Source organism: Lacrimispora sp. 38-1 (assembly GCF_049890855.1).
GTDB lineage: Bacteria > Bacillota > Clostridia > Lachnospirales > Lachnospiraceae > Lacrimispora.
The window spans coordinates 1-25920 of sequence record NZ_JBANEW010000095.1 but is presented as its reverse complement, the minus strand read 5'-3'; the positions used below and the strand labels follow the sequence as shown (position 1 = coordinate 25920).

At 43.5% G+C, this 25920-nt stretch carries 25 protein-coding genes and 1 other annotated feature; of the genes, 2 read left to right on the top strand and 23 right to left on the bottom strand.

Going from position 1 to position 25920, the window contains the following annotated elements:
- Positions 1–27: 27 nt before the first annotated feature.
- The 9 genes from V7D18_RS23825 to V7D18_RS23785 form a co-directional block, all read right to left on the bottom strand.
- Complete coding sequence (locus V7D18_RS23825) at positions 28–1764, bottom strand: phospho-sugar mutase (RefSeq protein ID WP_426158135.1); 1737 nt, start codon at positions 1762–1764, stop codon at positions 28–30.
- Positions 1765–1843: 79 nt separating this feature from the next.
- Positions 1844–2821: a spore coat protein CotS gene (locus V7D18_RS23820; protein ID WP_426158134.1), complete on the bottom strand. Its 978-nt coding sequence runs from the start codon at positions 2819–2821 to the stop codon at positions 1844–1846.
- A gap of 104 nt (positions 2822–2925) precedes the next feature.
- The gene (locus V7D18_RS23815; protein WP_426158521.1) at positions 2926–4131 is read right to left on the bottom strand and encodes a CCA tRNA nucleotidyltransferase; all 1206 of its coding nucleotides are present in this window, start codon (positions 4129–4131) and stop codon (positions 2926–2928) included.
- Positions 4132–4165: 34 nt separating this feature from the next.
- Complete coding sequence (gene proS, locus V7D18_RS23810) at positions 4166–5599, bottom strand: proline--tRNA ligase (protein WP_426158132.1); 1434 nt, start codon at positions 5597–5599, stop codon at positions 4166–4168.
- 180 nt (positions 5600–5779) lie between these two features.
- Positions 5780–5986 (bottom strand) — a binding site (T-box leader).
- Between the two features lie 89 nt (positions 5987–6075).
- The gene (locus V7D18_RS23805; protein ID WP_426158130.1) at positions 6076–7167 is read right to left on the bottom strand and encodes a M20 metallopeptidase family protein; all 1092 of its coding nucleotides are present in this window, start codon (positions 7165–7167) and stop codon (positions 6076–6078) included.
- Positions 7157–7738, bottom strand: coding sequence for an HD domain-containing protein (locus V7D18_RS23800; RefSeq protein WP_426158128.1), 582 nt, complete (start codon positions 7736–7738; stop codon positions 7157–7159). Before V7D18_RS23800 ends, V7D18_RS23805 begins: the two co-directional genes overlap by 11 nt.
- On the bottom strand, positions 7735–8850 hold the full coding sequence (locus V7D18_RS23795) for an AI-2E family transporter (protein WP_426158126.1): 1116 nt from the start codon (positions 8848–8850) through the stop codon (positions 7735–7737). Before V7D18_RS23795 ends, V7D18_RS23800 begins: the two co-directional genes overlap by 4 nt.
- A 98-nt stretch (positions 8851–8948) precedes the next feature.
- Positions 8949–9650, bottom strand: coding sequence for an RluA family pseudouridine synthase (locus V7D18_RS23790; RefSeq protein WP_426158124.1), 702 nt, complete (start codon positions 9648–9650; stop codon positions 8949–8951).
- A complete protein-coding gene (locus V7D18_RS23785) occupies positions 9640–10395 on the bottom strand; it encodes a nitroreductase family protein (protein ID WP_426158122.1) in 756 nt (251 codons plus the stop codon). The genes V7D18_RS23790 and V7D18_RS23785 overlap by 11 nt, the downstream gene beginning before the upstream one ends.
- Positions 10396–10595: 200 nt before the next feature.
- Between V7D18_RS23785 and trhA the strand changes: the two genes are divergently transcribed.
- Positions 10596–11243, top strand: coding sequence for a PAQR family membrane homeostasis protein TrhA (trhA, locus tag V7D18_RS23780; protein WP_426158120.1), 648 nt, complete (start codon positions 10596–10598; stop codon positions 11241–11243).
- 58 nt (positions 11244–11301) lie between these two features.
- Here trhA and V7D18_RS23775 read toward each other — a convergent pair whose 3' ends face one another.
- The 12 genes from V7D18_RS23775 to spoIIID all read right to left on the bottom strand — a co-directional run bounded on the left by V7D18_RS23775 (position 11302) and on the right by spoIIID (position 22741).
- Positions 11302–11619: a pyrimidine/purine nucleoside phosphorylase gene (locus tag V7D18_RS23775; RefSeq protein ID WP_426158118.1), complete on the bottom strand. Its 318-nt coding sequence runs from the start codon at positions 11617–11619 to the stop codon at positions 11302–11304.
- 74 nt (positions 11620–11693) lie between these two features.
- A complete protein-coding gene (locus tag V7D18_RS23770) occupies positions 11694–11948 on the bottom strand; it encodes a GIY-YIG nuclease family protein (protein ID WP_426158116.1) in 255 nt (84 codons plus the stop codon).
- Between the two features lie 282 nt (positions 11949–12230).
- Positions 12231–13802 (bottom strand): DUF3794 and LysM peptidoglycan-binding domain-containing protein, encoded by a 1572-nt coding sequence (locus V7D18_RS23765; RefSeq protein WP_426158114.1) that lies wholly within the window; start codon positions 13800–13802, stop codon positions 12231–12233.
- 78 nt (positions 13803–13880) lie between these two features.
- Complete coding sequence (cysE, locus tag V7D18_RS23760; protein WP_426158112.1) at positions 13881–14561, bottom strand: serine O-acetyltransferase; 681 nt, start codon at positions 14559–14561, stop codon at positions 13881–13883.
- Between the two features lie 132 nt (positions 14562–14693).
- A complete protein-coding gene (locus V7D18_RS23755; RefSeq protein ID WP_375340393.1) occupies positions 14694–15077 on the bottom strand; it encodes a protease complex subunit PrcB family protein in 384 nt (127 codons plus the stop codon).
- 140 nt (positions 15078–15217) lie between these two features.
- Positions 15218–16105 carry an N-carbamoylputrescine amidase gene (gene aguB / locus V7D18_RS23750; RefSeq protein ID WP_426158110.1) on the bottom strand — a complete coding sequence of 296 codons (888 nt, stop codon included), beginning with the start codon at positions 16103–16105 and terminating at the stop codon, positions 15218–15220.
- Positions 16053–17207: an agmatine deiminase gene (gene aguA, locus V7D18_RS23745; RefSeq protein ID WP_426158108.1), complete on the bottom strand. Its 1155-nt coding sequence runs from the start codon at positions 17205–17207 to the stop codon at positions 16053–16055. The genes aguB and aguA overlap by 53 nt, the downstream gene beginning before the upstream one ends.
- A gap of 24 nt (positions 17208–17231) precedes the next feature.
- Entirely contained in the window at positions 17232–18353 is a 1122-nt protein-coding gene (gene nspC, locus V7D18_RS23740; protein ID WP_426158106.1) for a carboxynorspermidine decarboxylase, read from the bottom strand.
- A gap of 2 nt (positions 18354–18355) precedes the next feature.
- Positions 18356–19630 carry a saccharopine dehydrogenase family protein gene (locus tag V7D18_RS23735; protein WP_426158104.1) on the bottom strand — a complete coding sequence of 425 codons (1275 nt, stop codon included), beginning with the start codon at positions 19628–19630 and terminating at the stop codon, positions 18356–18358.
- Complete coding sequence (gene speE, locus V7D18_RS23730) at positions 19627–20484, bottom strand: polyamine aminopropyltransferase (RefSeq protein ID WP_426158102.1); 858 nt, start codon at positions 20482–20484, stop codon at positions 19627–19629. The genes V7D18_RS23735 and speE overlap by 4 nt, the downstream gene beginning before the upstream one ends.
- Before the next feature lie 31 nt (positions 20485–20515).
- Positions 20516–21967: an aminotransferase class I/II-fold pyridoxal phosphate-dependent enzyme gene (locus V7D18_RS23725; protein WP_426158100.1), complete on the bottom strand. Its 1452-nt coding sequence runs from the start codon at positions 21965–21967 to the stop codon at positions 20516–20518.
- A gap of 498 nt (positions 21968–22465) precedes the next feature.
- Entirely contained in the window at positions 22466–22741 is a 276-nt protein-coding gene (gene spoIIID / locus V7D18_RS23720) for a sporulation transcriptional regulator SpoIIID (protein ID WP_097006808.1), read from the bottom strand.
- 317 nt (positions 22742–23058) lie between these two features.
- Here spoIIID and V7D18_RS23715 point away from each other — a divergent pair, with 317 nt between their 5' ends.
- Positions 23059–24129, top strand: coding sequence for an HD-GYP domain-containing protein (locus V7D18_RS23715; RefSeq protein WP_426158098.1), 1071 nt, complete (start codon positions 23059–23061; stop codon positions 24127–24129).
- 68 nt (positions 24130–24197) lie between these two features.
- Here V7D18_RS23715 and V7D18_RS23710 read toward each other — a convergent pair whose 3' ends face one another.
- Together V7D18_RS23710 and V7D18_RS23705 are read right to left on the bottom strand one after the other, a co-directional pair.
- Positions 24198–24665 carry a low molecular weight protein-tyrosine-phosphatase gene (locus tag V7D18_RS23710; protein ID WP_426158096.1) on the bottom strand — a complete coding sequence of 156 codons (468 nt, stop codon included), beginning with the start codon at positions 24663–24665 and terminating at the stop codon, positions 24198–24200.
- Between the two features lie 4 nt (positions 24666–24669).
- Positions 24670–25812 carry a CobW family GTP-binding protein gene (locus tag V7D18_RS23705; protein ID WP_426158094.1) on the bottom strand — a complete coding sequence of 381 codons (1143 nt, stop codon included), beginning with the start codon at positions 25810–25812 and terminating at the stop codon, positions 24670–24672.
- Positions 25813–25920 lie beyond the last annotated feature (108 nt).

Here is a 25920-nt window from a genome sequence, read left to right as displayed (position 1 = left end):
CGAAATGGAAATCCTTCTTTTTGTTATTTATACCATCTGATCTACCATTGCCATAAGTGCTTTTCCCAGCCTCGCAGATTTCTCTTCTGCATCAGCCATTGAGGCTCCCTTAATACCATAGTAGAACTTGATCTTGGGTTCTGTTCCGGAAGGTCTGACGCATAACCAGGCATCCTCCTCCAGTTCATAATAAAGCACATCAGAAGACGGTAATCCGGTGGACTTCACCGCTCCTGTTTCCATATTCTTTACCGTATCAGCCTTATAATCTCTTGCTGAAAGAACTTTATATCCTCCAAACTCTACAGGCGTATTGCTTCGCATGGATTCCATAATCGCCCGGATCTTAGCCTGGCCTTCAATGCCTTTTAACCCGATTGAGTTAACAGCATCTTTATAATATCCATATTTTTCATACATGGCGATCATGGCATCCCAGAGACTCATACCTTTTGTTTTATAATAGGCGGCAGCTTCACAGAGAGCAGCCGTTGCAGATATTGCATCTTTATCCCGGGCATAAGTTCCGATCAGGCATCCATAGCTTTCTTCCAGCCCAAACAGATAGGTACCATAGCCGGTGGCCTCTTCCTTTAAGATCTGCTGTCCGATATACTTAAACCCGGTCAGCACCTCAATGAGTTCGCACCCATAAGACTTTGCCACTGCATCCACCAGATTGGTCGTTACAATTGACTTTACCACCTGACCGTCAGACGGAATGCTGCCTTTTTCCTGTCTCTGGCTTAATACGTACTCGCACAGGAGGGAACCGGACATATTGCCGGTGAGCGGAATGTACTCTCCTGATTTATAATCCTTTACGTAAACTCCCAGGCGGTCCGCATCGGGATCGGTAGCTAAAACCAGATCCGCATCTTTTTCCTTTGCCAGGGAAAGGCCAAGTTTAAATGCTTCCTCTGCCTCTGGATTGGGATAGCTGACAGTAGGAAAATCTCCATCTGGCAGTTCCTGCTCCGGTACCACATATACATTGGTAAAACCAAGCTCCTTTAAGACTCTTCTTGCCGGAACATTGCCTGTACCATGGAGAGGGGTATAAACGATGGATAATTCAGCCTTCATCTGATCAATTGCAGCCTGATTCATGACCTGTGCCTTTACCTGGGCAATGTAGGCATCATCCACAGACGCGCCTATTATTTCATATTTATCTGCTGCAACAGCTTCTTGCCTTGTTATAGTCTTAACCGTAGAGATATCAGTTATCGCTAAAACCTCTGCAGTAACCCCCTGATCATGAGGAGGGGTAAACTGCGCGCCATCCTCCCAGTAAACCTTATATCCGTTATATTCCGGAGGATTGTGGCTTGCTGTAATATTCAGACCTGCAATACAGCCCAGTTTCCGCACAGCAAACGAAAGCTCCGGAGTAGGACGCAGAGATTCAAACTTATACGCTTTGATTCCATTGGCAGCAAGTGTCAGTGCAGCTTCCTCTGCAAATTCCGGAGACATATGTCTGGAGTCATATGCTATGGCTACGCCCTTGTTGGCTCCACCTTGTTTTATGATATAATTCGCAAGACCCTGGGTTGCCTTTCTGACCACATAGATGTTCATGCGGTTAATGCCTGCTCCGATCACACCTCTTAAACCAGCGGTACCGAATTCCAGGTCCTGGTAGAAACGCTCTTTGATCTCATTGTCATCATCTTTGATCCCTAGCAGTTCTTTTTTCGTTGCCTCATCAAAGTATGGATTTGACAGCCATTCTTCATAGATGCTTCTGTAATCTTTCATAAGCAAAATGCTCCCTTCTCTCCACTTCATGTTACGGTTATTATAAATCATAACAAGGCAAAAAGAAAGCAGATTCCCATTATTTTATTCTTGACAGGAAAAGATTCCGCATAGGCTGCTGAATCTCTAAGTCCCTTAGTTTTTCAATATTTCTGGCCGGTATCCAGGCCTTATTGGCATTATAATAAAAGTTAATCTGCTTCCAGTATTTTTCCGGATATAAAAACAGATAATACAGGCAGGTCCTGTCTGCACCTGATAAAGGAAGTACTTTCGTATAAGTATCAAGCATGGACATACCAAGCTTTAGATTCCAGTCATGCTTTTCCATGGCCTTCCTCATAAAATGGTATAGATCCTCCATCTGCATACCTCTGTGCATCCGGTTAAACTCTACAATCGCAACATCATGGGCACACATCAGAATATGATGCTGGTTTAGATCCCCATGACACAAATACCCCTCCCCAATCCCGCTTTCCTCACAAAAGCCTGCAAGTCCTTTACAGGCTTCCATAGCCTGATCAAAAAATACGTCATAATTCCCCATGACACATAGTTCAAACTCAGACTTCTTTCTTTTACTGCGGATAAAACTTCTTGCCCGTATCAGTTCCCTGTTGTGACGCTCCATCTCTTCAGCCGGCTGCTGCACCAGAATGGACCCTAAGTTCCATTCCTCTTTAAACTTTACCTTACGAAGCATTTTATGTAATAAAGCAATCCGTTCAATGGCGCAAAGCACCTCTTTGCTATCCTTTAAATTACATTCCCGGTCCGAATACCAGTTTTTAACGATCCACCGGGTCCCATCCTCGGCACTGGAGAGAATTTCACCTTCTTTGTTTCTGACGTAGCGATCCACACTCAAATGGCCGGTTTCTTCCAGTTGTAAAAATACCTGATCTTCAAATTCCAGGCGCTTTATAGTTCCTTTATATTCCCTCAGCAGCTTAAGCCCCTGATCTGTTTCACACAGCCAGGCGCCCCGGCCGCGTTTCACATCCAGAATATCAAGCTCATACTGCGAAAGCACCTCTGTGTATTTCTCGTTCACAACCACCCCTCCAACTCTTAGCTAATCAGCTACTTCTAGGGTATGAAGGGGCGGAAAAAAATATGCAAACTCCAGGGGAAAGTTATCCATGCCTGGGCATGTTTTCAAGGGAGATCTTTAGAATAATTCAGAAGATACTCACGGTTGTTATTTTCCGGATTTTTTATAACTTCGTCAAATAATGATTCCAGGATTTCCCCCATTTTAGGACCGGGTTTTATTCCTGCTTCCATCAAATCTCTTCCGGTGACTGCCATATCCTTTAAGTGAATGCAATCTCCGTCATTGATGATTTCCCCGGCATACTGTCTGACTGTTTTTAACTGTTCCAGATAAGGACCGTTTAAGAATACATTCTGAAAGCTTAAAAGATCCTCAAATAAGGAAATCTTAATCCTGCTCATAACCTTTCTGATTTCCGGTTTTAAAGCGGGAATTTCCGTCTTCCAAAGACCGGTTAAGATTCTGACCTGATCCGTGGTATCATTATCCAGCTTCAGTTCCTTTAGAATTTCTGCTGCCTCCTTCTGGTCTAAGAAACGTAAGAATCCTGACCAGCGTACATGCTTGCTGGAAGGCAGCCGCTTAAGCTTTTCAAGTTCAAAAAGTCCTCTTTCTGCAGTGGAAAAATGTTCCGAAACGTAAGGCGCAATTCCGCTTTCAAATACAGCCTTCATCTGTTCCGGATAGTCAGAAAGAAGGAGCTTTGTCAGTTCCACAGCAATCCTCTCCTTACTGACTTTTTCCATATTCGGTGCGATGGCAGTAATGGCTTTATTCGTTTCTTCTTCAATGTGAAATCCAAGCTGTGCAGAAAAACGGATTGCCCGCAGAATCCTTAAAGCATCTTCATGAAACCGGTCCATGGGATTTCCCACACAGCGAATGATCCCGGCGCTTAAATCCATAGCTCCGCCGAAAGCATCTACCAGCCCATCTCTGTCACTGTATGCCATTGCATTGATAGTAAAATCCCTCCGTTTTAAATCTTCCAGCAGATTTCCGGTAAATTCCACAGACTTTGGGTGCCTGCCATCCTCATATTCTCCATCAATGCGGTAGGTCGTCACTTCATAGGCTTCATGCTCCATCAGCACGGTTACTGTACCGTGCAAAATTCCAGTATCGACCGTTCTTGAAAAAATTTGCTTTACCTGTTCTGGTTTTGCCGAGGTGGTGATGTCCCAGTCCTTTGGTACCCGTCCAAGCAGGCTGTCCCTTACACATCCACCCACCGCATAGGCTTCAAATCCATGGGTATTCAGTTGTTTTATGATCTTTCCTGCTGCATCTGGTACCTGAATTGTTATCACTGCATTCCCTCCTGCATCTCTTATTTCCTGATTAATATGCTCTGCCCCAGTAAACCATCTTAACTGCCGGCTTGCCGCAGCAAATACAGGTATCGGACAGATGGTCCTGCTTAAATGGCATACATCTTGATGTTGCGCCTGTAAGCTCCTTGATCTTATCCTCGCATTCCTGGCATCCGCACCACATAGCTTTTACAAAGCCTGGCTTTTCTTCCACGGTTTTCACAAAGGTGTTCATATCCACAGCCTCATAGGTATGGGCATCCCGGTGGGCACGGGCACGGTCAAGCATGTCGCTTTGAATGGAGCTTAAAAGCTCTCCTACTTTTTCATTTAATTCATCTAAGGATACTGTTAATTTTTCATGAGTATCGCGGCGGACAAGAACAGCCTGATTTTCAGCAATATCTCTCGGTCCGATCTCAACACGCACCGGAATTCCACGCATCTCGGATTCGCTGAACTTCCAGCCTGGACTCTTATCAGAATCATCTACTTTTACCTTATAATTAGAAAGAACTTTCTTTAATTCATATGCTTTCTCCAGAACGCCTTCCTTCTGCTGCTGCACAGGAACGATCATTACCTGAACCGGAGCAATTCTTGGAGGAAGCACAAGCCCGTTATCATCTCCATGAACCATAATAATGCCGCCGATCAGTCTGGTACTTAGTCCCCAAGAGGTCTGGTGTACGTACTGAAGCTTATTCTCCTTATCAGAATACTGGATTTCAAAAGCCTTTGCAAATCCGCTTCCGAAGTTATGGCTGGTTCCGGACTGAAGTGCTTTTCCATCATGCATCAGAGCCTCGATGGTATAAGTAGCTTCTGCTCCGGCAAATTTCTCCTTATCCGTTTTCTGACCGCGAATAACTGGCATTGCAAGCACTTCTTCGCAGAAATCTGCATATAAGTTAAGCATCATTTCTGTTCTTTCAGCTGCTTCTTCAGCTGTGGCATGGGCCGTGTGGCCTTCCTGCCATAAGAACTCTCTGGAACGAAGAAATGGCCTGGTTGTCTTTTCCCAGCGTACTACGGAGCACCACTGGTTATAAACCTTGGGAAGATCCCGGTAAGACTGAATCTCTCTGGAATAAAAATCACAGAATAAAGTTTCAGATGTAGGTCTTACACAGAGCCTTTCCTGCAATGGCTCAAGTCCGCCATGGGTTACCCATGCTACTTCCGGAGCAAATCCTTCCACATGGTCTTTTTCCTTTTCTAATAAACTTTCCGGAATGAACATAGGCATATATACATTCTCCACGCCCGTCTCCTTGAATCTGGAGTCCAGCTCCTTCTGAATGTTCTCCCAGATAGCATAGCCTGCAGGTTTAATCACCATACAGCCTTTTACACTGGAGTAATCGATTAATTCTGCTTTTTTAACTACATCTGTGTACCACTGTGCGAAATCAACATCCATGGATGTGATCGCTTCTACTAATTTCTTGTCCTTAGCCATGATAAAACTCCTTTCATTATTCCTGCCCATGTTTTTTGGGCATAAAGGGATACCCGAAGGGTATTTCATTATTCCTGCCCACGTTTTTTGGGCATAAAGGGATACCCGAAGGGTATTTCATTATTCCTGCCCATGTCCTTTGGGCATAGAGGGATACAAAAAGAGCCATCCAATCCCTAGAAAAGGGACCGAACAGCTCGGCGGTGCCACCCAATTTAGCCGCTGCTTTCATGCGGCTCACTTTTAATCCGATAACGCCGGACAAGCGCCGCAGTTTACTGCGGGACTCCGAGGCAGGTTGGGTCATGAGTGGTATAAAGGCTTTTCAGCTAAGGGCCTTCTCTCTGGAATACATCATCACTTATTAATCCTCTTCAACGTCGTATTTACTATTGTTTTTATAGATCGTATGGTTGATTTTACGTTATTTATAAATGTTTGTCAAGAGGCGGACAATTCATTTTCCCAGACATTTCCTACAAAAGTGCCGCAAAAGCCCGTACAGCAGCTTCCGTAATTCCATCCGGGAATTCATAGGCAGCTGTATGAAGACCCGGACAGTCCTCTCCTGCTCCCACACCGAAAAACATACCGGGAGATTTCATTAAATACCAGCCAAAGTCTTCAGACCACCGAAACGGCACATTTTCTTCCAGATAAGGAACTTTGTTTTCCTCAAATCTTCGTTTACAGGCCTCAGCCATATCAGTTTCGTTGTATGTATCCGGGAATTCATCAAGAATCTGGTACTGAAACTTTAATCCGCCCTCAACCGCACGTTTTTCAGCCAGAGAAAGTATGGAAGACTGAAACCGGTTAAGTTCTGACAGACGTTCTGCGCGAATGGTTATTGCCAGCTTCCCGTCAGAAGGAGATACGCCGAAGTTTTCTCCCCCTGCCTTCACTTCTATAATCGTTGCAAGCACTGTACCATGAGAACCAGCCTTTTCTGTCAGTGATGGAAGACTGCTGATTAACTCAGCGATCAGCCAGGAAGGATTGATTCCCTCCTCCGGATAGGCAGCATGGCACTGCCTGCCTTCAAAGTTGAGAATAAGTCCTCTGGAAGCACATGCAAAGGTTCCCTTTATTACCACTGCCTTTCCGGCGGGATACCCGGGAAGATTATGAAATCCATAAATCTCACGGATTCCCTTTTCCTCCAGAAGTCTGCTACAGACTTTGGCCCCCTGTCCGGTTTCCTCTGCCGGCTGAAAAACAGCATATATATTACTTCCGGTCTTTTTCCCCTCCAGAAGAAGGCACAATCCCGCTAATACGGCGCTGTGTCCGTCGTGTCCGCAGCCATGAAAAAGCCGGTTATCCTCCCCCATCACTGCATCCATGTCTGCCCGGAATGCCTTGCTGGTCCATGCTCCCTCCTCCTCATGTATGGCATAGAACCACGTATCACAATCTACAATGGTAAGAGAAGTCCGGTCTTTTAAAAATTCTTTCAACCGCTTCATGGTTTCCTTCTCCGCTCCCGATTTTTCCGGACAACTGTGAAGTTCTTTTCTCAACATTTTTATCTCACTGATTATCTGTTCATATGTATTATATTTCACGTTGGCCTCTCACTTCCTTCTCCATTATCTTTAACGTATGCTCTCTTACTTTGTCACGGAGCTGCTGTGTCTTTTCAAAATGTCCGCAGACTTCATTCCCATAGGTTAAATTAAGCTCGTATTCCAGAGGCAGCCACGTTTCGGGACCTGCTTCATTATGCTGTATTAACGTTTCGGTCTTATCAAGAGCCTTTACAAGAATTGCTTCCTCCGAAGTAAGATCCGACAGTTCTTTAAACATTGCCAGATAACCCGAAGCAAGGGAACCGGGCAGTTTTTCCAAAAGCGTCTCAATGGCACCGGCTTCTGTCTTTTCATCTGCCTCCGTTTTAAGAAAAGCTGGAATATCTCCCGTCAAAGCCTCTCCCCAGTCATGAATCAGGCACATGCGTATAACCTTATTCATATCAAGCTCCGGAAAATCCTCTTCCATCAGCATAGCCAGCACAGCCAGCCGCCAGCTGTGCTCTGCCACACTTTCCTGCCTTCCGTTTGTCGACCAGTTATGGCGGGTATTACATTTTAATTTTTCCAGTATTCCTAAAAATTCTATCAGCTGATCCGGATTCATAGTGCATCTCCCCTTTCATCTTTCCTGCCTTTCTTTGGGTCATTATAGCACGTTCCTCCATAAAGCTCTACGATATCTTCGATAATCAGAAGTCCGATGGGGCCAAGGATAAATCCTAAAATACCAAAAAGCTGCAGTCCTACATACATAGACACCAGCGTTTCCAAAGGCGTCAGCCCCACTTTACCTCCCATTATTTTTGCTTCCATGATTTCCCTCACAAAATAGCAGATAATATAAATAATAATGAGGCCTATTCCTGACAGCCAGTTTTTTTCAATCAGTGAAATCAGGGCCCAGGGTATCAAAACAGTTCCGGTACCAAATATAGGCATGGCATCCAGTAATCCGATTATGATTCCCAGCAAAATAAAATAAGGGTTTTTCAAAAGAAACAACCCGACAGAGCAGATTATCATCGTAAAAAGCATAATGGCTCCCTGAGTCTTCAGCCAGGCACTTCCTACCGTCATCAGGCGGTTGCCAAGCATTGCATACTCATAGCAGAACATGGAATTATCCCGCCGGGTGCGGATATCATCCATCTCCTGAAGGGATAAAACGGTTGCAATCAATAAAATTACCAGAATGACAGTCAGCTGAACGACCCATTTTAAAACCGTCATGGAATTTGTCATCAGAAATGGCATTGCCCTGCTTTTTATAGCTGCTTCACCGCCGGTTAATATATCGCTGACCACATTCACCATGTAACCATCCGGGAGTTTTAGAAACCGTTCCACAAAGCAACAGTTTGCCATCAGCCAGGAGTTTATACCGTCTAAAATCAGAGGAAGGTTTTTTAACAGCAGCCTTGCTTCCATAAAAAGCTTTCTGCCTGCAAAATAAAGGAATACTCCAAGCACAATCATAAAAAGAAAAATTTCTACTCCTCCGATCAGTGCAAGAGGCAGAGATATCACTCTTTTTTTATAATTAAACCTTGTTTTTCTCTCAATCCAAAGCGCAGAAGGGCGGAGGGAAAGTGCAAATACATATGCAATCAAAAAGGGAATCACAAGAGGCAGCAAAAATCGAAAGCTTAAATAAACTGCCCCTGTAACTCCCAATATTAAAATTGTTTTCTTCAGTTTCCTGCTCGGTTTCTCCATGGACTCACCTGTTTCTGATTTGTACTTCTTTTGTACAAGGATTATTATTGATCAAACGGCGAAAAATATGCAGAAACTCAAATAGTAAAAAATTCCTTTTAAAATGCAGCCTGCCAGGAAAAATATTGAAACATGCCTTCATTCGGTTTTATGGAAAAAGTCATTTTCTTTCTCGATAAAGGATGTGTAAATGTAAGTCCAGAAGCAAACAGGGCAACATTTCCTTTTGCTTTGGAGTCCTGAAATTCAGGATTATATTTACGGTCTCCCCAAAGGGGTGTGCCATGGCCAGCCATCTGCACGCGGATCTGGTGGTGACGGCCGGTCTTCAACCGTATCTTAAGAAGACTCAGTTCTCTGCCTTCCAAATTAATACAATCCACAATCCAGTAATCCAGCTCTGCAGGTTTTGCACTTTTTATCCCCTTTTCCACAATTTTGGAAGAATTATTTTTTCCGTCTTTCCACAAATAATCCACGTAGGCGCCAAAGTTATCCACAGGTTTTCCACAAACAACTGCATAATAAATTTTCTCCATCTGATGCTCAGAAACCTGTCTGCTTAAAGCCTCAGCGGCTATTTGGGATTTTGCATAGACCATTATCCCCCCAACCGGCTTGTCCAGTCTGTGGATAACTCCTACATATGGCTCCCCTTTCTTTGTGGATAGTGTGTTGATATGTTTCTTTATTTCACTAACCATATCCGGTTCAAAAGTCTTTCCCGACTGAGATTCAATTCCTGCTGGTTTTTCCACCACAAGAATCTCATCATCTTCAAATAATATATTAAGCTTCATCTGTCTGCCGCTCCTCTTTTTCCCACTGATCCATCATTGCCTTTACAGAGCGGCTCATCTCTCTGCTGAAATCACAATTCCATTTGCGGCTGCAGAAGGCCCGGATCCACCGTTCAAAATCTTCGCCCCTGTCAGTGACTTTATTTAATTCAGACTCAAATCTTTCCGGCTCCATCCGGCGGTAAGAATTTTCAAAAACTACCGCTTCTGGTCTTAGTCTTTTCGGCTTTACTCTGTCTAATTGCTGCTGAACGGGATAACCAAAAACTACCATTGCCGCAGGCACTGCATACCTGGGAAGAGAAAATAATTCCCGGTGAGTTTCGTACTGTTCTAATATATCCCCAATATAACAGGAGCCGATTCCCATGGATTGTGCTGCAACCACCGCATTCTGTGCCGCTATTAACGCATCGTCCGCTGCCAGCATAAAATCTCCCATTCCAGGTGCCCTTACTGTTTCCTCATACTTGCAAAACAGGTCATACCATTTTTGATAATCCGCCACAAACACAAGTACCATGGGTGCCTGGGCAATAAATGGCTGATTGTCACAGGTCACAGACAATTTCTTTTTTAATTCCGGATCCGTCACATCTATAATGGAATATAAAGTCATATTGCCTGCAGTCGGAGCCTGCAGGGCCACTTCAATGATTGCTGCCTTTTTTTCCTGCTCAATCTGCTTCTCTTCATAAACACGGACAGACTTTCTCTCCATCAGTTCCTTCACCGTTTTATTCATTTGATTATCCCTCTCTTTGCATGACTTTTGTTTTATTGATTATATTTCATACTTCCAATAATAGCAATGAAGATTTTTACTTTGAAACTCAAAAAATACTTGCATTCTTTTTCGCAAAAGTGTATAGTATATAAAAAGATATAACGTAGTTTTCAATACTACGTCACAAGTTTTTAATTCTCATGCAAGGAGGTTTCATTATGAACATAAAAATTAAAGATCCAGTCAGTGCAGGCACTCATTTTATAGCCATGCTTCTGGCCCTGATCGCGGCAACTCCTCTGCTTATCAAAGCTTCTGCAGACGGAGAACTTCATCTGGCATCCCTCGCGGTATTCAGTATCAGCATGGTTCTTCTCTACGCCGCCAGCACCATCTATCATACCCTTGATATTTCTCCAAAGATTAATAAGCTGTTGAAAAAATTAGATCACATGATGATATTTATCCTGATTGCGGGAACCTACACTCCGGTCTGTCTAATTGTTCTGGGTGACAAAACCGGTCTGGGCCTCCTTGCTCTTGTCTGGGGAATCGCCATATTAGGGATGGTAATCAAAGCATTCTTCGTGATGTGCCCAAGATGGTTTTCCTCCGTAATTTATATTGCCATGGGCTGGATCTGCGTCCTGGCTTTCCGTAAGATTGTTTTAGCTCTGCCTCCTGCTGCCTTTATCTGGCTTTTGGCAGGCGGACTGATCTATACGATCGGAGGCGTCATCTATGCATTAAAGCTTCCTCTGTTTCAATCCAGGCATAAAAGCTTCGGCAACCATGAGCTTTTTCATCTGTTTGTAATGGGCGGGAGCTTCTGCCACTACATCCTCATGTATCAATTCGTAGCTTAGGATAAAAGAAAGAAGACTGAACGCATCCTGCTGTATGCCCGCCAGTCTTCTTTTTTGTCTATTCCTTTATATAAGAACAGCAATAATCCGTTACTTCATCAGTTGAAACTTTAAATTTACTGTTTGACGGTACTGTAAAAGACTGCCCTGCCTCGTAAATTTCCCAGTTATCACTATCCGGCAGCAATGCTTCCAGCTTACCGGCAAGAATTTCCATCAATTCCTGATCTTCTGTACCAAACTCATATTCTCCCGGCAAAATTATTCCGAGTGTTTTCCTGGAGCCGTCCTCAAACAAAACCGTACGGCTAGTTACCTTACCGCCATGATAGACATTTGCTTTCTTTATTACTGTAACACGTTCAAACTGAGCCATTCCAGATTCCTCCGTCAATATACTGTATCCTAAGATTTGATAATTTAATATACTAAAGTAAGAAAGTAAAAAAGTCAATCCTTACTTCCGGAATCTTTTATAAGAAACAGCTTATCCTTTCTGGAAAGCTTCTTTATCTGCACCTCACGGCGCATAGCCTCTTCCTTCGTTGGATAAGATTCATAATAGACCAGCTCCACCGGTCTTCTTGCCTTTGTATATTTGGCACCCTTTCCCTGGTTATGGGCTTCGATTCTTTTTTCCAGATGGTTTGTCCAACCGCAGTAAAGAGTATTATCCGCGCATTTAACCAAATAAGTATAATTCATTTTTCTTCTCCATTTGTAAATATGATGCTATGTAAACGGTAATAACGCCTTGCAATCGCGTCACTACCGCCCAGGCTAACCTGTCATCTATCTTAAGCACCAGCTGGATGCGTTATGGCGCCGTCGATGGTTGAACAAAGCTTAAGCTATAATATATTATATAACAGGACTTGCCGATATGTGAATAGCAATCTTTATAGTACCCTGTTTTAATAAAATCATGCAGTAGATAACTGACAGAAATGCCAGACAAAAGCATATCACCTTTGCCTGGCATTGATTTTATGAAACTTCTTTTACAAGAATTAACCGGTCTCCTGGCTTTACAGTACTTTCCGTAAGACCGTTGGCCGTCATGATCGTGTCAATTGTTGTATGGAATTTTTTTGCAATTTTCCACAGGGTATCATCGGACTGAACAATATAGCCTACAATCCCGGGCAGTTTTTGCAAATTATTTAAATCCATGGGAGAATCCACCGCACTGGTTATAATCTGTTCGCATACCGGCTGTAAAGCCAGAAGATCCAGGGAAATGGTGGCTTTTACCTCAATGGTTCCTCCGCCCATCATAACTGCACTTAACTGCTCCAGACCGGGATTCAGCTGACAGATGGTAGATTCATTAATTCCAGGAGCTTCAATCAGAAAATGGAACGGAATGTCTTCCACTGCACACTGAATGGGCTGTGAGTCATCAGACGTCATATAGAGGATCTTTACTTCCAGAACACCTTCCACATGAAGTCCGTCTTCCTTTACTTCCGTTTCATCAATTTTAACCATTCCCTCACTGTGGCAAATCTGGAGAATCCGGTCTGCATGTTCCAGTGTAATTTTCTCCGCAATTTTACATTTACTCATATTCTTAGTAAGTATCTTATCAAAGCAGGCTTCTCCTGTCTGAAGCGCCAGATCACGGTTGGTAGAATATAAGTCATTTAACAGCTCCATATTTTCTTCTTTATAAAGCTTCATATCCAGTTCCAGTACTGCATCCACATCTGTTTCCCGCATTTCACCGTCTGAATCAGGTTTCGCCTCAATATCCTTGTGGATCAGCCGCACCATGACAATTGGTACCATATCTTCTGTTACATCCTGAACTTCTATTTCTCCTGAAAATGGAATACTCTCTTCCAACCACTGAATGGGAGCATTTTCCCCTTCTCCCTGATAAATAATAAAAACCATCAGTTCACCATCAAGCATCATCTTACCGTCCATAGGCCTGGTGGTTACGCCTCTTAATATCATTTCGCTCCACAATATATGATCAATATTAGGCTTATTCCCAGACAGGCTGATGGTATCCTTAATCCGAAACGTGTCCTTATGGCGAAGAGCAATCGTTGCCACATCCACCTTTTTGCGAAGAGTCTCTACATTGGGAGCATCGCCTGCGACGGGTTTCGTGTCCACTTCTATAGCAGCGTCTACGTCGCAAATGGTCTCAACCTTTACCTGCAGCGTTACAATGGCCTTTACGCTTAATTTCCTGGAATTAATGATTCCTGCATTTAAATCTTCCAATTCGCAGAATACCTGCACCATATCCTTTTCTTCCAGTCCGGGTACATTAATTGGTTCTTCAAAATTAATGCTCCCGCTTAAAGTACAAAGTCCGCCTTCTGCTCCCCGATACAAAATGGTAAAATCCATCTTTCCCCGGACTACTACCCGTTCCGCCTGGTTCTTGACGGAATCAATGGTAATCTCACCGGAACTAAGAATAATCTGCTCCACATCATCCATGCTGTCAGGGACAATGAAATCATCGTCAAGCGTAATCTGGGATGTGGCGTTTCCTTTCCAACGATTCATATGTATGTTTTTCTTCACCAGCTCCAACATGAAAAAGCACCTGCCTTACCTTCTTTTATTCCTTTAAGAAAGTGTATGCAGGTGCATGTTCCAATATACTTTTTTTATTTATTCCGGGGATTTCTCCTCTTCGTTTAAATTCTCCGTTTCTTTTTCAGAAAGCAGGTTCTCCAGTTTAAGCAGCTTCTCTTCCAGCTCCTTCACACGTTCCTCCATCATACAGTAATGCTCCATGGTAACCATCTTGCTTTCTTTCTTTGGTATGGGGACTCCGTCGATCTTTACCGGACGCGCGGGAATTCCCACTGCGGTTACATTATTTTCCAGCGGCTTTAAAAGCACGGCATTGGCTGCTATGGTACAGTTATCGCCGACTTCAAAAGAACCCAGAATCTTGGCACCTGACCCTACTGTCACATTATTACCAAGCGTGGGGTGGCGCTTTCCTTTATTCAGTCCCACACCTCCAAGAGTAACTCCCTGATAAATAGTACAGTTATCCCCCACAACTGCAGTTTCTCCTATTACTACCCCACAGCCATGGTCAATCAGTATACCGTGCCCCATTACTGCGCCGGGGTGAATCTCAATCAGTGTAAAAAATCTGGCTGTCTGGGAGATCATCCTTGCAATAAAAAACATCTTGTGCTGATAAAACCAGTGGGCGAAACGATGCCAGATAAGTGCGTGAACACCCTGATACAAAAGCAGGACTTCCAGTTCATTCCTGGCGGCAGGATCCCGCTGCTTTACTGCTTTCACATCTAGCCATATATCCTTTAATATCATACGAACCTTCCTTTTCTCCTTACTTTCGACTCCTGTTTGATGTAGTATATCATATGGCGGCAAAAGAAAAAAGAGAAATTTAAAATAGCTGCTCTGCAATATTTTTACAGAACAGCTATTTTCTTACATAAATTATTGAAATACAACCGGAAGCTCCGACATCTCCGTCCGAATCACAATAAATGGATAAGATGGTTCCGTTCCTGTATTTTCACCCTTTTCCGGACCAATTAATTCCGTATCAAGGACTATGGAATTGTCAGTAAGATAAAGATCATTGACTGCTATGCTGTAACCGCCGCTTGCCTGCTTTCCATATCCAACTACTATGTAAAGATTTTTATCATCACTGTAAGTCAGTTTAAAGGGTGACTGTTGTTTTTCTGCTATTATCTGTCTGAGCTCCTGTGGTATATCCGTATCTGCTACCACAGAAAAATCCAGATCCCGTACTTTGTCTCCATTATCTCCGTTTACTGTACACCCGCTTAGGGTACGAACTACCAGCACCCACATGGCGAGGCCGAAAAAAATCATCCATTTTCTGTTAAACAGTCTCTTCATAGCGCACTCCCCAACTTATTGATTATTACTATTTATATGGGGAGTCCGCCATTTTTATGAAAATTTTTTTATTTTTAGCGCAAATAATTAAGTTACTGTATGATCTTTCCTGAAATCTTCCCGTACTGTTCCGGTCTTCTGTCCCTGAACAGTCCCCAGTTTCTGCGGTCCCTGCTGATCTCATCCAAATCAAATTCTGCCAGGATCACGCCTTCCTCTTCCCGCCCCATGGACTGAATCAAAGCACCTGTGCTGTCTGTAATAAAGGAGGAGCCATAAAACTTTAAGGAAGAGCTTTGGTTACCATTTTCCTCACAGGGTGCAACCGTTTCCTCTCCAATCCGGTTTGCAGCAATTACGGGAATAATATTGGAGGCAGAATGCCCCATCATGCATCGTCTCCAGTGCTCCATACTGTCACATTCCAGTATAGGTTCACTTCCAATTGCAGTCGGATAAAAAATCAGTTCTGCCCCCAGGAGCGCGAGACATCTGGCTGTCTCCGGAAACCACTGGTCCCAGCAGATTCCGATTCCGACTTTTCCGTATCTAGTATCAAACACTTGAAAGCCGGTGTCTCCGGGAGTAAAATAAAACTTCTCCTGATAATAGTGGTCATCCGGTATATGGGTTTTTCGGTAAACTCCCAGATTCGTCCCGTCTGCATCAAGAACTGCGACGGAATTAAACATGGTGTTTCCAGCCAGCTCATAAAAGCTGACAGGTATCACCACAGAAAGCTCTGCTGCAATCCGCGAAAAATGAATGACTGCATCATTCTCCCCGGCAGGCTTTGCATAACCGTAATATTCATACCGTCTCTCCTGGCAGAAATAGGGCCTTTCAAACAGCTCCGGAAGCAGTATGATCCCGGCTCCCTCAGCGGCTGCCTGCCTGACCAGCTTTTCCGCAGTGACAATATTTTTCTCAACGTTCTCGCAGCACTTCATCTGAACTGCTGCCGCTGTTACCTTTCTCATCAATTTCTCCTTTTGGTATCTGCTGAGTGATGCAGTGGATATTTCCTCCGCCAACAATAATATCTCTGGCATAAACCGGGTAGATCTTCCTCTCAGGAAAACAGCCGGTAAGAATACGGACTGCTTCCCTGTCATTTTCATCTCCAAACTGAGGTACAATCACTCCTCCGTTTGAAATATAGAAATTCACATAGCTTGCAGCCAGCCGCTCACCAGGCTCCCGTTCATCCTCACCCGGTTCGAAAACAAAGCCTGCCAGTTCCTCTTTTGTAATGCAGACAGGAACCTTGGGAATCGGAAGCTTATGAACAATAAAATGACGCCCCCTTGCATCGGTCTCTCTCTCAAGTATCCTCAAGTCTTCCAGTGACATTTCATACTGGGGATCTTCCCTGTCGTCAGTCCAGGCAAGCACCACTTCGCCGGGACGTACGAAAGCACAGACATTATCCACATGCTCATTGGTTTCATCCTGATAGATACCATACTTCAGCCAGATAATTTTCTCTGCTCCCAGATACTCTTTTAACCTTGCTTCAATCTGATCCTTAGTCAGCAGAGGATTTCTCCCCCTGCTTAAGAGGCAGCTTTCCGTCACCAGAACCGTCCCCTCTCCATCCGAATGAATGGAGCCTCCTTCCAGAACGAAGTCCCCTGCATCATAAACCGTATATCCCAATTCTTCACAAAAACGTCCCGCCAGAAGATTGTCCTTCTCCCAATCCTGATACAGACCGTCAAAGGTACCTCCCCAGGCATTAAACTGCCAGTCAATTCCCCTGACGCACCCTGTTTTATCTTTTACAAAAGTAGGACCCACATCTCTCGCCCACGCGTCGTCAGATTCCATCACCATCACTTCAATTCTCTCTGAAAGCATGGCTCGGGCATTCTCGTAAGTATCCTCTTCAGCCAGCATGATCAGTTGTTCACTGTCTGCAATGGCTTCTGCGATTTCTGCAAAGGCCTTTCTGGCGTTTGCAGCCCCATAGGGCCAGGATCCCGGCCGTCTGGGCCAGATCATAATACAGCCCCGGTGCGGCTCAAATTCTCCCGGCATAAAAAATCCGTCTTCTGCCGGGAGTGTGGATAGCTTTTTCATAGTTCAGTCCTCATATCAGGCAGATTACGACAGCCTGTTTTTAAAATCTTCGTATCCGAATTCTTTTATTACGCGGCATTCTCCGTCCAGATCCATAATCGCTATGGAAGGAAGCGGTATCCCATTGAATGTGTTGTTTTTAACCATGGAGTAAATAGCCATATCCATAAAATACAGTTTATCTCCAGGTTTTATCTCATGATCAAAGGAATAGTCTCCGATTATATCTCCTGCCAGGCAGGTGCAGGAGGACAAACGGTAAGTATAAGACTTTTCTCCCTGATCTGCGCTGTCCTTTAATGGCGGGCGGTAAGGCATTTCCAGAACATCCGGCATATGGCACGCCGCCGATGCATCAAGAATTAAGGTTTTGATTCCGTTATCCACCACGTCCATCACTTCTGTCACTAAATATCCGGCATTTAAAGCAACTGCCTCGCCGGGTTCTAAATAGACATGAAGCCCGTATCGTTCCTGAATTCTCTTAATACAGCATTCCAAAAGTTCCAGATCATAATCCGCTCTGGTTATATGATGTCCTCCGCCCATATTAATCCAGGACAACCGGTGAAAATATTCACCAAACTGATCTTCCACCGCATCCAGAGTCGTCTTCAGGGCATCTGCATTCTGCTCGCAGAGTGTATGAAAATGAAAACCGGAGATATAAGGCAGATACTCCTCCTCAAACTGTTCCCGCGTCACACCCATTCTGGACCCAGGTGCACAGGGATCATAAATAGCATGCCCATCCTGGGTGGAACACTGGGGATTAATCCGGATCCCGGCTTTTACTCCCCTAAGACAGTCCTTATATTTTTTCAGCTGTGAAAATGAGTTAAATACAATGTGGTCGCAGATTTTTGTCAGTTCTTCAAAATCTGCTTCCTTATAAGCAGGAGCAAAAACATGGTTTGACAGCCCCATCTCCTCCTTGCCAAGTCTGGCCTCATACAACCCGCTTGCAGTAGTTCCATCAATGTATTTACCGATTAACGGATACTCTGCAAAACAGGAAAATGCCTTCTGGGCAAGAAGAATGCTGCATCCGGTCCTCTCCCTTACTCCGTTTAAAATCTTTAAATTTTCAGTCAGCCTGCCCTCATCAATCACATAGCAGGGAGTCTTTAATTCCTCAATTTTCATGATTATTCCTGTCTCCATACGGTTACAGTCTCAGGATCCTCACAGACTACCCATGGAAGGCCCCATTTATTTAAAGCCTCCATATATGGATCCGGATCAAATTCCTCTACATTGAATACCCCGGGCTTTTTCCACTGACCTGTCACCACCATCATGGCACCGATCATCGCCGGAACTCCGGTTGTATAGGATATAGCCTGTGATTCCACCTCTTTATAGCACTCCTGATGATCGCATACGTTGTAGATGTAGATCGTTTTTTCTTTTCCGTCTTTGATTCCTGTAAAAATACATCCAATGTTGGTCTTTCCAACTGTTCTTGGTCCCAGAGAAGCCGGATCCGGAAGAAGGGCTTTTAAAAACTGGATCGGAACAATATTCTGGCCATTAAACTCAATAGGAGAAGTGGAGAGCATACCTACATTCTCCAGACATTTCATATGGGTTAAATAGCTTTGCCCAAAGGTCATGAAAAAGCGGATTCTCTTAACTCCCGGAATGTTCTTTGCCAGAGATTCGATCTCTTCATGATGAAGAAGATACATATCCTTTTCACCAACCTCAGGGAAGTTGTATCTGGATTTCAGCTCCATAGGTTTGGTCTCAATCCAGTGGCCATCCTCCCAGTAAGATCCATTTGCAGATACTTCTCTTAAATTAATCTCAGGATTAAAGTTTGTGGCAAATGGATATCCATGGTCTCCGCCATTACAGTCTAAAATGTCAATCGTATGAATCTCATCAAAATAATGCTTCAGAGCATAAGCGGAAAATACACTGGTAACGCCAGGATCGAATCCGGTTCCAAGAAGTGCGGTAATGTTTGCCTTTTCAAATCTTTCCCTGTAATTCCACTGCCAGGAATAATCGAAATAGGCTGTAAAGCCAAGCTCCTCACACCGTTTCTCATAGATCGCCCTCCACTGGGGATCTTCGGTATCTTCCGACTCATAGTTAGCCGTGTCAATGTAATCCACACCTGCAGCCAGGCAGGCATCCATAATGGTTAAATCCTGATATGGAAGTGCCACGTTTAACACGGCATCGGGCTGATAACTCTTAATTAAAGCAATGACTTCCTCTGTGTGATCCGCATCTACTTTTGCGGTTTCAATTCTTGTATTTGTCTTTCCTTCCAGCTTTGCCTTTAAAGCATCACACTTTTCCTTTGTTCTGCTTGCAATGCAGATGTCCGTAAATACCTCGCTGTTCTGACAGCACTTGTTGATTGCTACTGCGGCAACCCCGCCGCATCCGATTACTAATAATCTGCTCATTCCTTTTCCTCCTCTTCCAGTAAATCTTCCACATATTTTGGCAGCATAAATGCTCCTGTGTGAAGATTGGTGGTATAGTACCAGGTTTCTATTTTCATTTTGTTCCATTTATCCGGTTTAAAATCATTAATCGGGTGATATTTTTTTGAAGCAAAGCCAAACAGCCAGTAGCCTGACGGGCAGGTTGGAATATGGGCCTGATAAACACGGCTGATCGGGAAGGAACGGTATACCTTCCTGTGCATGCTTCTGCAGGCAAGTTCATCTTCATCATAAAAAGGACTGCCATGCTGGTAAACCATAATTCCGTCGCTTTTAAGCGCCTTATAGCAGCTTCCATAAAACTCTTTGGTAAAAAGCCCTTCCGTATGACCGAAGGGATCGGTGGAATCATTGATAATCAGATCGTATTCCTCTTTTTTATTTCTCAAAAAACGAAGTCCGTCATCATAATAGACCCGTACTCTTTCATCAGCCAGACCGCATGCCACCTCAGGAAATATCTCCCTGCATACCTCAACAAACAGCTTATCTGTCTCAACTACATCAATAGATTCAATGGAAGGATACTGCAAAAGTTCCTTCGCCACGCCTCCGTCCCCGCCACCGATAATCAGCACATTCCTGACATCAGGGTGAACCGCCATCGGCACATGAGTTACCATTTCATCATAAATAAATTCATCTTTTTCTGAAAAAACAATGTCTCCGTCAAGAGCCACAAACTTTCCGAATTCCTGGGATTCAAATACATCGATTCTCTGATATTCGCTTTCGCCGGAAAAAAGCTGCTTGTCAATCCGGACGGAAAGCTTTACATTGGATGTATGCAATTCCGAAAACCATATCTCCATATTTTCCTCCATCTTTCCCTTTTACCGGAAATTACTCTGTCAGTACCATTAAATTCTCCACTGCCGGATCTTCTGTTCCCTGCATGGAGCATCCCTTCTCTCTGGCATAAATGATGTATTCCACAATCTCTTCCGTAATCATCTCACCAGGCGCCAGAATGGGAATACCAGGCGGATAGCACATAACAAACTCTCCGCTGATCTTACCGGCAGATTCCTTCACCGGAACAGATACTTTCTTTGAATAGAATGCTTTCTGGGGAGATATCACCACTTTTGGTGCTATGTACTCTCCCGAGAGCATACCTGTCCTGTCTTTTTTATAAAGGCGTTCCACATCAGCAAGCGCACCCACCAGACGTTCGATATCCTGTATCCTGTCACCGATGGAAATATAGGCAAGAATGTTGCAGATATCTCCGAATTCAATCTGAATGTCATACTCATCCCGAAGAAGATCATATACTTCAATTCCTGCCAGACCATTCCCCAGCGTATAAACAGAAAGCTTGGTCACGTCATAGTCGAAGATGCTGGTACCATTTATTAAGTCTCTTCCATATGCATAATATCCCCCGATGGAATTGATTTCTTCCCTGGCATACTCTGCCATTTCCGTAACCTTTGCAAAGGATTCTTCTCCTCGAAGTGCCAGATTCCGTCTGGAAATGTCAAGGCTTGAAAGAAGAAGATAGGAAGCACTGGTAGTCTGTGTTAAGTTAATGATCTGCCGCACATAGTCGCCGTTCACACCGGTATTGAGCAGAAGCAGCGAGCTTTGTGTCAGACTTCCTCCTGATTTGTGCATGGAAACCGCCGCCATATCCGCGCCTGCTGCCATCGCAGAAACAGGCAGATTTTTGCCGAAATAAAGATGGGTTCCATGAGCTTCATCTGCCAGAACCTTCATACCGTGGGCATGGGCCAGGCGCACAATGGAGCGGATATCCGAACAGATTCCGTAATAAGTTGGATTGTTAACAAATACTGCCACTGCATCAGGATTTTCCTCAATCGCCTTCTCAACCTGGCTGATCTCCATGCCCAGGGAAATCCCAAGCATGCTGTTAACCTCTGGATTTACATATACAGGAACTGCACCACAAAGCACCAGCGCGTTGATGGCGCTCTTATGGACATTTCTTGGAAGAATGATCTTGTCCCCGGCTTTACAAACGGAGAGGATCATGCTCTGTACTGCTGAGGTGGTTCCTCCCACCATCAAAAACGCGTCTGCCGCTCCAAAAGCCTCAGCTGCAAGCTGTTCCGCATCCCGAATGACCGACACCGGGTGACACAAATTATCAAGAGGCTTCATGGAATTAACATCAAGCCCTACACAACGCTCACCAAGAAGCTGCGCCAGCTCCGGATTTCCTCTTCCCCGTTTATGCCCGGGAACATCAAAGGGCACTACTCTTTTTTTTCTAAATGTCTCAAGAGCATCATAAATCGGAGCTCTCATCTGATCGTCTCTGTTCATATGGCAAATTACCTCTCTGCAATAAAATTCCTTACAATCAAAAAAGCAGGTGAATGTACATCACCTGCCTGAAATTTCATGAATCGTATAACGGAATAAGCCTCCGTCCGCATTATATTCATGACAATTACCATTTTCGAGTCTACATAGCAAATATACTGTCCCTGCTATTATTGATCGTTTCACAAGATGATGTGCAGATGCACTGATTATAAAGTAATCAACTTATAAAATTTGAGCTTCTAACTCAATCAATAATGTGGTTTCCCACGTTCGGCAGCTGACCCGCCTGTCCGTCTGGGCTTAACTTCTTACGAAGTGGTCAATATTTGCATGAAAACGATAATGTCTCTTCATACTGGGGTAAAGAATAACATATTTTGCAGATTCATGTCAACCTGTTTTTTGTAAAATTTTGATTTTCATGAATCATGACAGCCGCTGATCTGAGAACATCTACCATTTCTCAAACAGCGGCTGTCTCCCCACTCATTTGTTTTATGAATCTTTTTTGCTGCACATCTGAAGGCGGTGCTGATACTTCTCTTTGGTGGCGAGGCCGCCTCTGATATGGCGCTCGGACTTGTTAATGTCCAGGATGACCCTGGCCCGGGCTGCCAGGGACGGATTGATGTGCTCTAAACGGTCCGTCACATCCTTATGTACCGTAGATTTGGATATCCCAAATTTCTTTGCTGTCTGCCTAACGGTTGCATGGTAGTCTATGATGTAGTTGGCGATCGCAACCGCGCGTTCTTCAATATATTCCTTCAAGAAAATCCCCCTGCTAGGACGTTTTTACATACTTATGCAGGATGACGGTCAAGTATGAATGCTTAAAATTTATTTCTTATTAAATTATTTTTCACTAAAATTACCATATTTTACCACCACTTCTTATAATTGTACAAAATGAAACCACAATTTTCTCCATTAATCCAACGATAAGTTAATAAATTCTCATTGACGCATTTGTGAAATCCATCTATAATTTAATATAATAATGTGGAATTATTTCTAATTTTAACATAAAAAGGAAACTACTGAACAGAAAGAAGAGACTGCCATTTAGTCTGTTGAGGTGTAAAGAATTGATTTATCTACCTATTGAGAAATTGACTGAAGGTATGGAGTTAGCCCGCAACATACCAGGTTTAAACCCAATGCTGCCTTTCGCCGTAACCGGTTACATCCTAAATGACCGTACCATTAACAGAATGATGAGTATTGGCATACAGGGTGCCTATATTCAGACTGAACTTACTGAGGGAATTGAGCCGGAAGATATTGTAGAACCTGAATTAAAGGCAAAAATGCTGATCAGCATACAGGAAACTTTCAATGAGAGCCTGAAAAAAGTAACTTTTCAGACGAGCAGACAGATATATGAGAGTATTGCTGACGTAGCCAAAACCGTGGTTATGAATGTTTTAAGTATGGACAAATATCTGTTTCAGATGATTGATATCAGAGACTATGACAGCTATACTTATTCCCACAGCCTGTATGTAGGAATTTTAAGCGTACTCATTGGGCGGTATATCGGGCTCTCTATTTCCAAGCTTAATGATTTAGCCCTCTGCGGCCTGCTCCATGATATCGGAAAAACAGATATCCCAATTGAAATCACCAATAAACCCGGTCCTCTGACAAATGAAGAGTACGAGATTATGAAGCAGCATCCCAGCCTCTCCTATGACAAACTGTTTGACTGTACTTCCATCTCGCAGTCAGTGCTTCAGGGAATACAGACCCACCATGAGAAATATGACGGAAGCGGTTATCCTTTTGGACTTGCAGGCGAGAACATTCCTCTTTATGGCCGAATACTGGCTATAGCTGATGTTTACGATGCCTTAAGTGCGACAAGACCATACCGTAAAGCCTGGAATCCACGGAAGATATTTGATTATCTCACAAGCTGCTGTAATTCCCATTTTGACCCAGAACTGTTATCTGCCTTTTTTCAATGCGTCTCCGCCTATCCAATCGGTACGATTGTCAAATTAAGCGACGGAAGTACGGCTGTTGTCAAAGATAATACCCCAGGGTTCTCCCTGCGTCCAATTATCCGCTTCATCAATCCTCCCAGCGTAGCTGGCAAGGAGATTAATTTATCCTCGGAAGCGCTTAACATGACAATCGTAGACATGGATGATTAATAAGATTGTTTTATAAACAGGAGGACGTTCACCTAAGATTCCGTAGAACATCCTCCTGTTTTCATCCTTTAATTGATGCCTTCTGACTTAAGAATCGTATCCAGTAATGTCTCACAGCCTTCTTTTACATCGTTATACGTGGTATCAAAATCACCGGTAAACCATGGATCAGCAATATCCCTGGGATTGGGGCTGTAATCCAGAAGCCGTTTTACCTTCCCCTTTGGATCACTTTCCACTATTCTCATAATCCCTGCAACATTCCTTTGTTCCATTCCCAATATATAGTCATAATTTCCATAATCTTTTTTCTTCATCTGCACTGCGTACTTGCCTGCTGTGGAAATCCCTAATTCCTTTAACTTATTCCGGGTACCATGATGAACCGGATTTCCAATCTCTTCTGCACTGGTCGCAGCAGAAGAGATGTAAAATTCTTCAGTCAGATTCTTCTTATCAATCAAATCCTTCATTACAAACTCTGCCATTGGTGATCTGCATATATTACCAAGGCATACAAATAATATTTTTATCATATATTTAAACTCCTTCATCTCCTGAAATACAGTTATTTAACACTGTTATCAGCCCTTCTCTGTCATAGTCCCTTCCAATAAATACAATCTGGTTCATACGGTCACCATAGATCTCATCCCAGTCTTCCAACACATCCGGATAATTTCTTATAATCTCTTCTTTCTCTTCTTCAGGCAGCGCCGCTACCCAACTGGTAGCCTCTGAAACAGAAGCATTTCTTCCTGCCTGTTCAAAAAGCTGGGCATGTACCAGATCATCTGAGAACCAGATATAACCCTTGGCCCGAATTACTGTTTCGGGGTAATTGTTTTCCAAAAATCCCATAAACTTTTTACGGTCTAATGCTCTTCTTTCTTCGTAAACAAATGAAGAAACTCCATAACCGTCTGTTCCGGATTCATCCATGTGTTTTTCTCTGGCAAGCGCTTTCTGCAGTGATGATGAATTCATAACTTTATCATAATCAAACTCTTTTCCATCAAATACAAGCCGGGAATCCACTTTTCCCCACGTTGTTTCAATGATCTCTGCCTCGGGCTGAATCTGCCTTATTGTATTTATTACCTGCTCAATTTTAAAAGGCGGCAGCAAATCACATTTATTTAAAATGATTGTGCTGCAAAATTCTATCTGGTCCATAACCAGGTTTATGATATCAGGTCCCTCTTCCTCATCTTCCTGAAGCTGCTCCTCCATCCCAACTAAAAATTCATTATAAATCCGGTCTGCATCTACAACTGTTATAATGGAGTGCAAATACACGCCCAAATCATCCGTCCCTGCTTCTGATAGCAGAAAACCTTCCGCGATAGATGCCGGATTGCTGATTCCGGATGCCTCCACTAATATTCTGTCTACTCTTTGATCTTTCGAAAGTTCTTCAATCTGATTCATAAATTCTTCCCGCAGAGAACAGCAGATACACCCATTTTGCAATTCCACCATCTTTGCTGTTTCTTGTGAAGAATCTACACTTTTTACCAGCTTTCCATCCACATTTACGCTTCCCATATCATTTATAATTAATGCAAGACCACTGTTATCTCCATTCTCAAGCAATCCCTGAAGCAGAGTTGTTTTTCCTGAACCAAGATATCCGGTAATCAATATTACAGGTATTTTCCTGTTAATTTTTCTTTTCATCATATTCATCTCACTTTTCAATGGCCAGTAACAGTTCTTCTCAAATGCAAAAAAGCGCAAACCCACACCTGGATTTACGCATTCCTATCTTAAGCATTATTTCATATAATA

Bases quoted from the DNA above. Each gene is read 5' to 3' on its own strand.
- V7D18_RS23775 (WP_426158118.1), bottom strand. From the start codon at position 11,619: ATGGCTCAGTTTGAACGTGTTACAGTAATAAAGAAAGCAAATGTCTAT.
- V7D18_RS23825 (WP_426158135.1), bottom strand. From the start codon at position 1,764: ATGAAAGATTACAGAAGCATCTATGAAGAATGGCTGTCAAATCCATAC.
- speE (WP_426158102.1), bottom strand. From the start codon at position 20,484: ATGGAGATATGGTTTTCGGAATTGCATACATCCAATGTAAAGCTTTCC.
- trhA (WP_426158120.1), top strand. From the start codon at position 10,596: ATGAACATAAAAATTAAAGATCCAGTCAGTGCAGGCACTCATTTTATA.
- aguA (WP_426158108.1), bottom strand. From the start codon at position 17,207: ATGAAAAAGCTATCCACACTCCCGGCAGAAGACGGATTTTTTATGCCG.
- V7D18_RS23705 (WP_426158094.1), bottom strand. From the start codon at position 25,812: ATGATGAAAAGAAAAATTAACAGGAAAATACCTGTAATATTGATTACC.
- proS (WP_426158132.1), bottom strand. From the start codon at position 5,599: ATGGCTAAGGACAAGAAATTAGTAGAAGCGATCACATCCATGGATGTT.
- aguB (WP_426158110.1), bottom strand. From the start codon at position 16,105: ATGAGAAAGGTAACAGCGGCAGCAGTTCAGATGAAGTGCTGCGAGAAC.
- V7D18_RS23800 (WP_426158128.1), bottom strand. From the start codon at position 7,738: ATGAATCCGGATCAGCTGATAGAATTTTTAGGAATACTGGAAAAATTA.
- V7D18_RS23755 (WP_375340393.1), bottom strand. From the start codon at position 15,077: ATGTGGGTGCTGGTAGTTCGTACCCTAAGCGGGTGTACAGTAAACGGA.
- nspC (WP_426158106.1), bottom strand. From the start codon at position 18,353: ATGAAAATTGAGGAATTAAAGACTCCCTGCTATGTGATTGATGAGGGC.
- cysE (WP_426158112.1), bottom strand. From the start codon at position 14,561: ATGATATTAAAGGATATATGGCTAGATGTGAAAGCAGTAAAGCAGCGG.
- V7D18_RS23735 (WP_426158104.1), bottom strand. From the start codon at position 19,630: ATGAGCAGATTATTAGTAATCGGATGCGGCGGGGTTGCCGCAGTAGCA.
- V7D18_RS23790 (WP_426158124.1), bottom strand. From the start codon at position 9,650: ATGAAGCTTAATATATTATTTGAAGATGATGAGATTCTTGTGGTGGAA.
- V7D18_RS23710 (WP_426158096.1), bottom strand. From the start codon at position 24,665: ATGATAAAAATATTATTTGTATGCCTTGGTAATATATGCAGATCACCA.
- V7D18_RS23770 (WP_426158116.1), bottom strand. From the start codon at position 11,948: ATGAATTATACTTATTTGGTTAAATGCGCGGATAATACTCTTTACTGC.
- V7D18_RS23785 (WP_426158122.1), bottom strand. From the start codon at position 10,395: ATGAATAAAACGGTGAAGGAACTGATGGAGAGAAAGTCTGTCCGTGTT.
- V7D18_RS23795 (WP_426158126.1), bottom strand. From the start codon at position 8,850: ATGGAGAAACCGAGCAGGAAACTGAAGAAAACAATTTTAATATTGGGA.
- V7D18_RS23765 (WP_426158114.1), bottom strand. From the start codon at position 13,802: ATGTTGGAGCTGGTGAAGAAAAACATACATATGAATCGTTGGAAAGGA.
- V7D18_RS23725 (WP_426158100.1), bottom strand. From the start codon at position 21,967: ATGAACAGAGACGATCAGATGAGAGCTCCGATTTATGATGCTCTTGAG.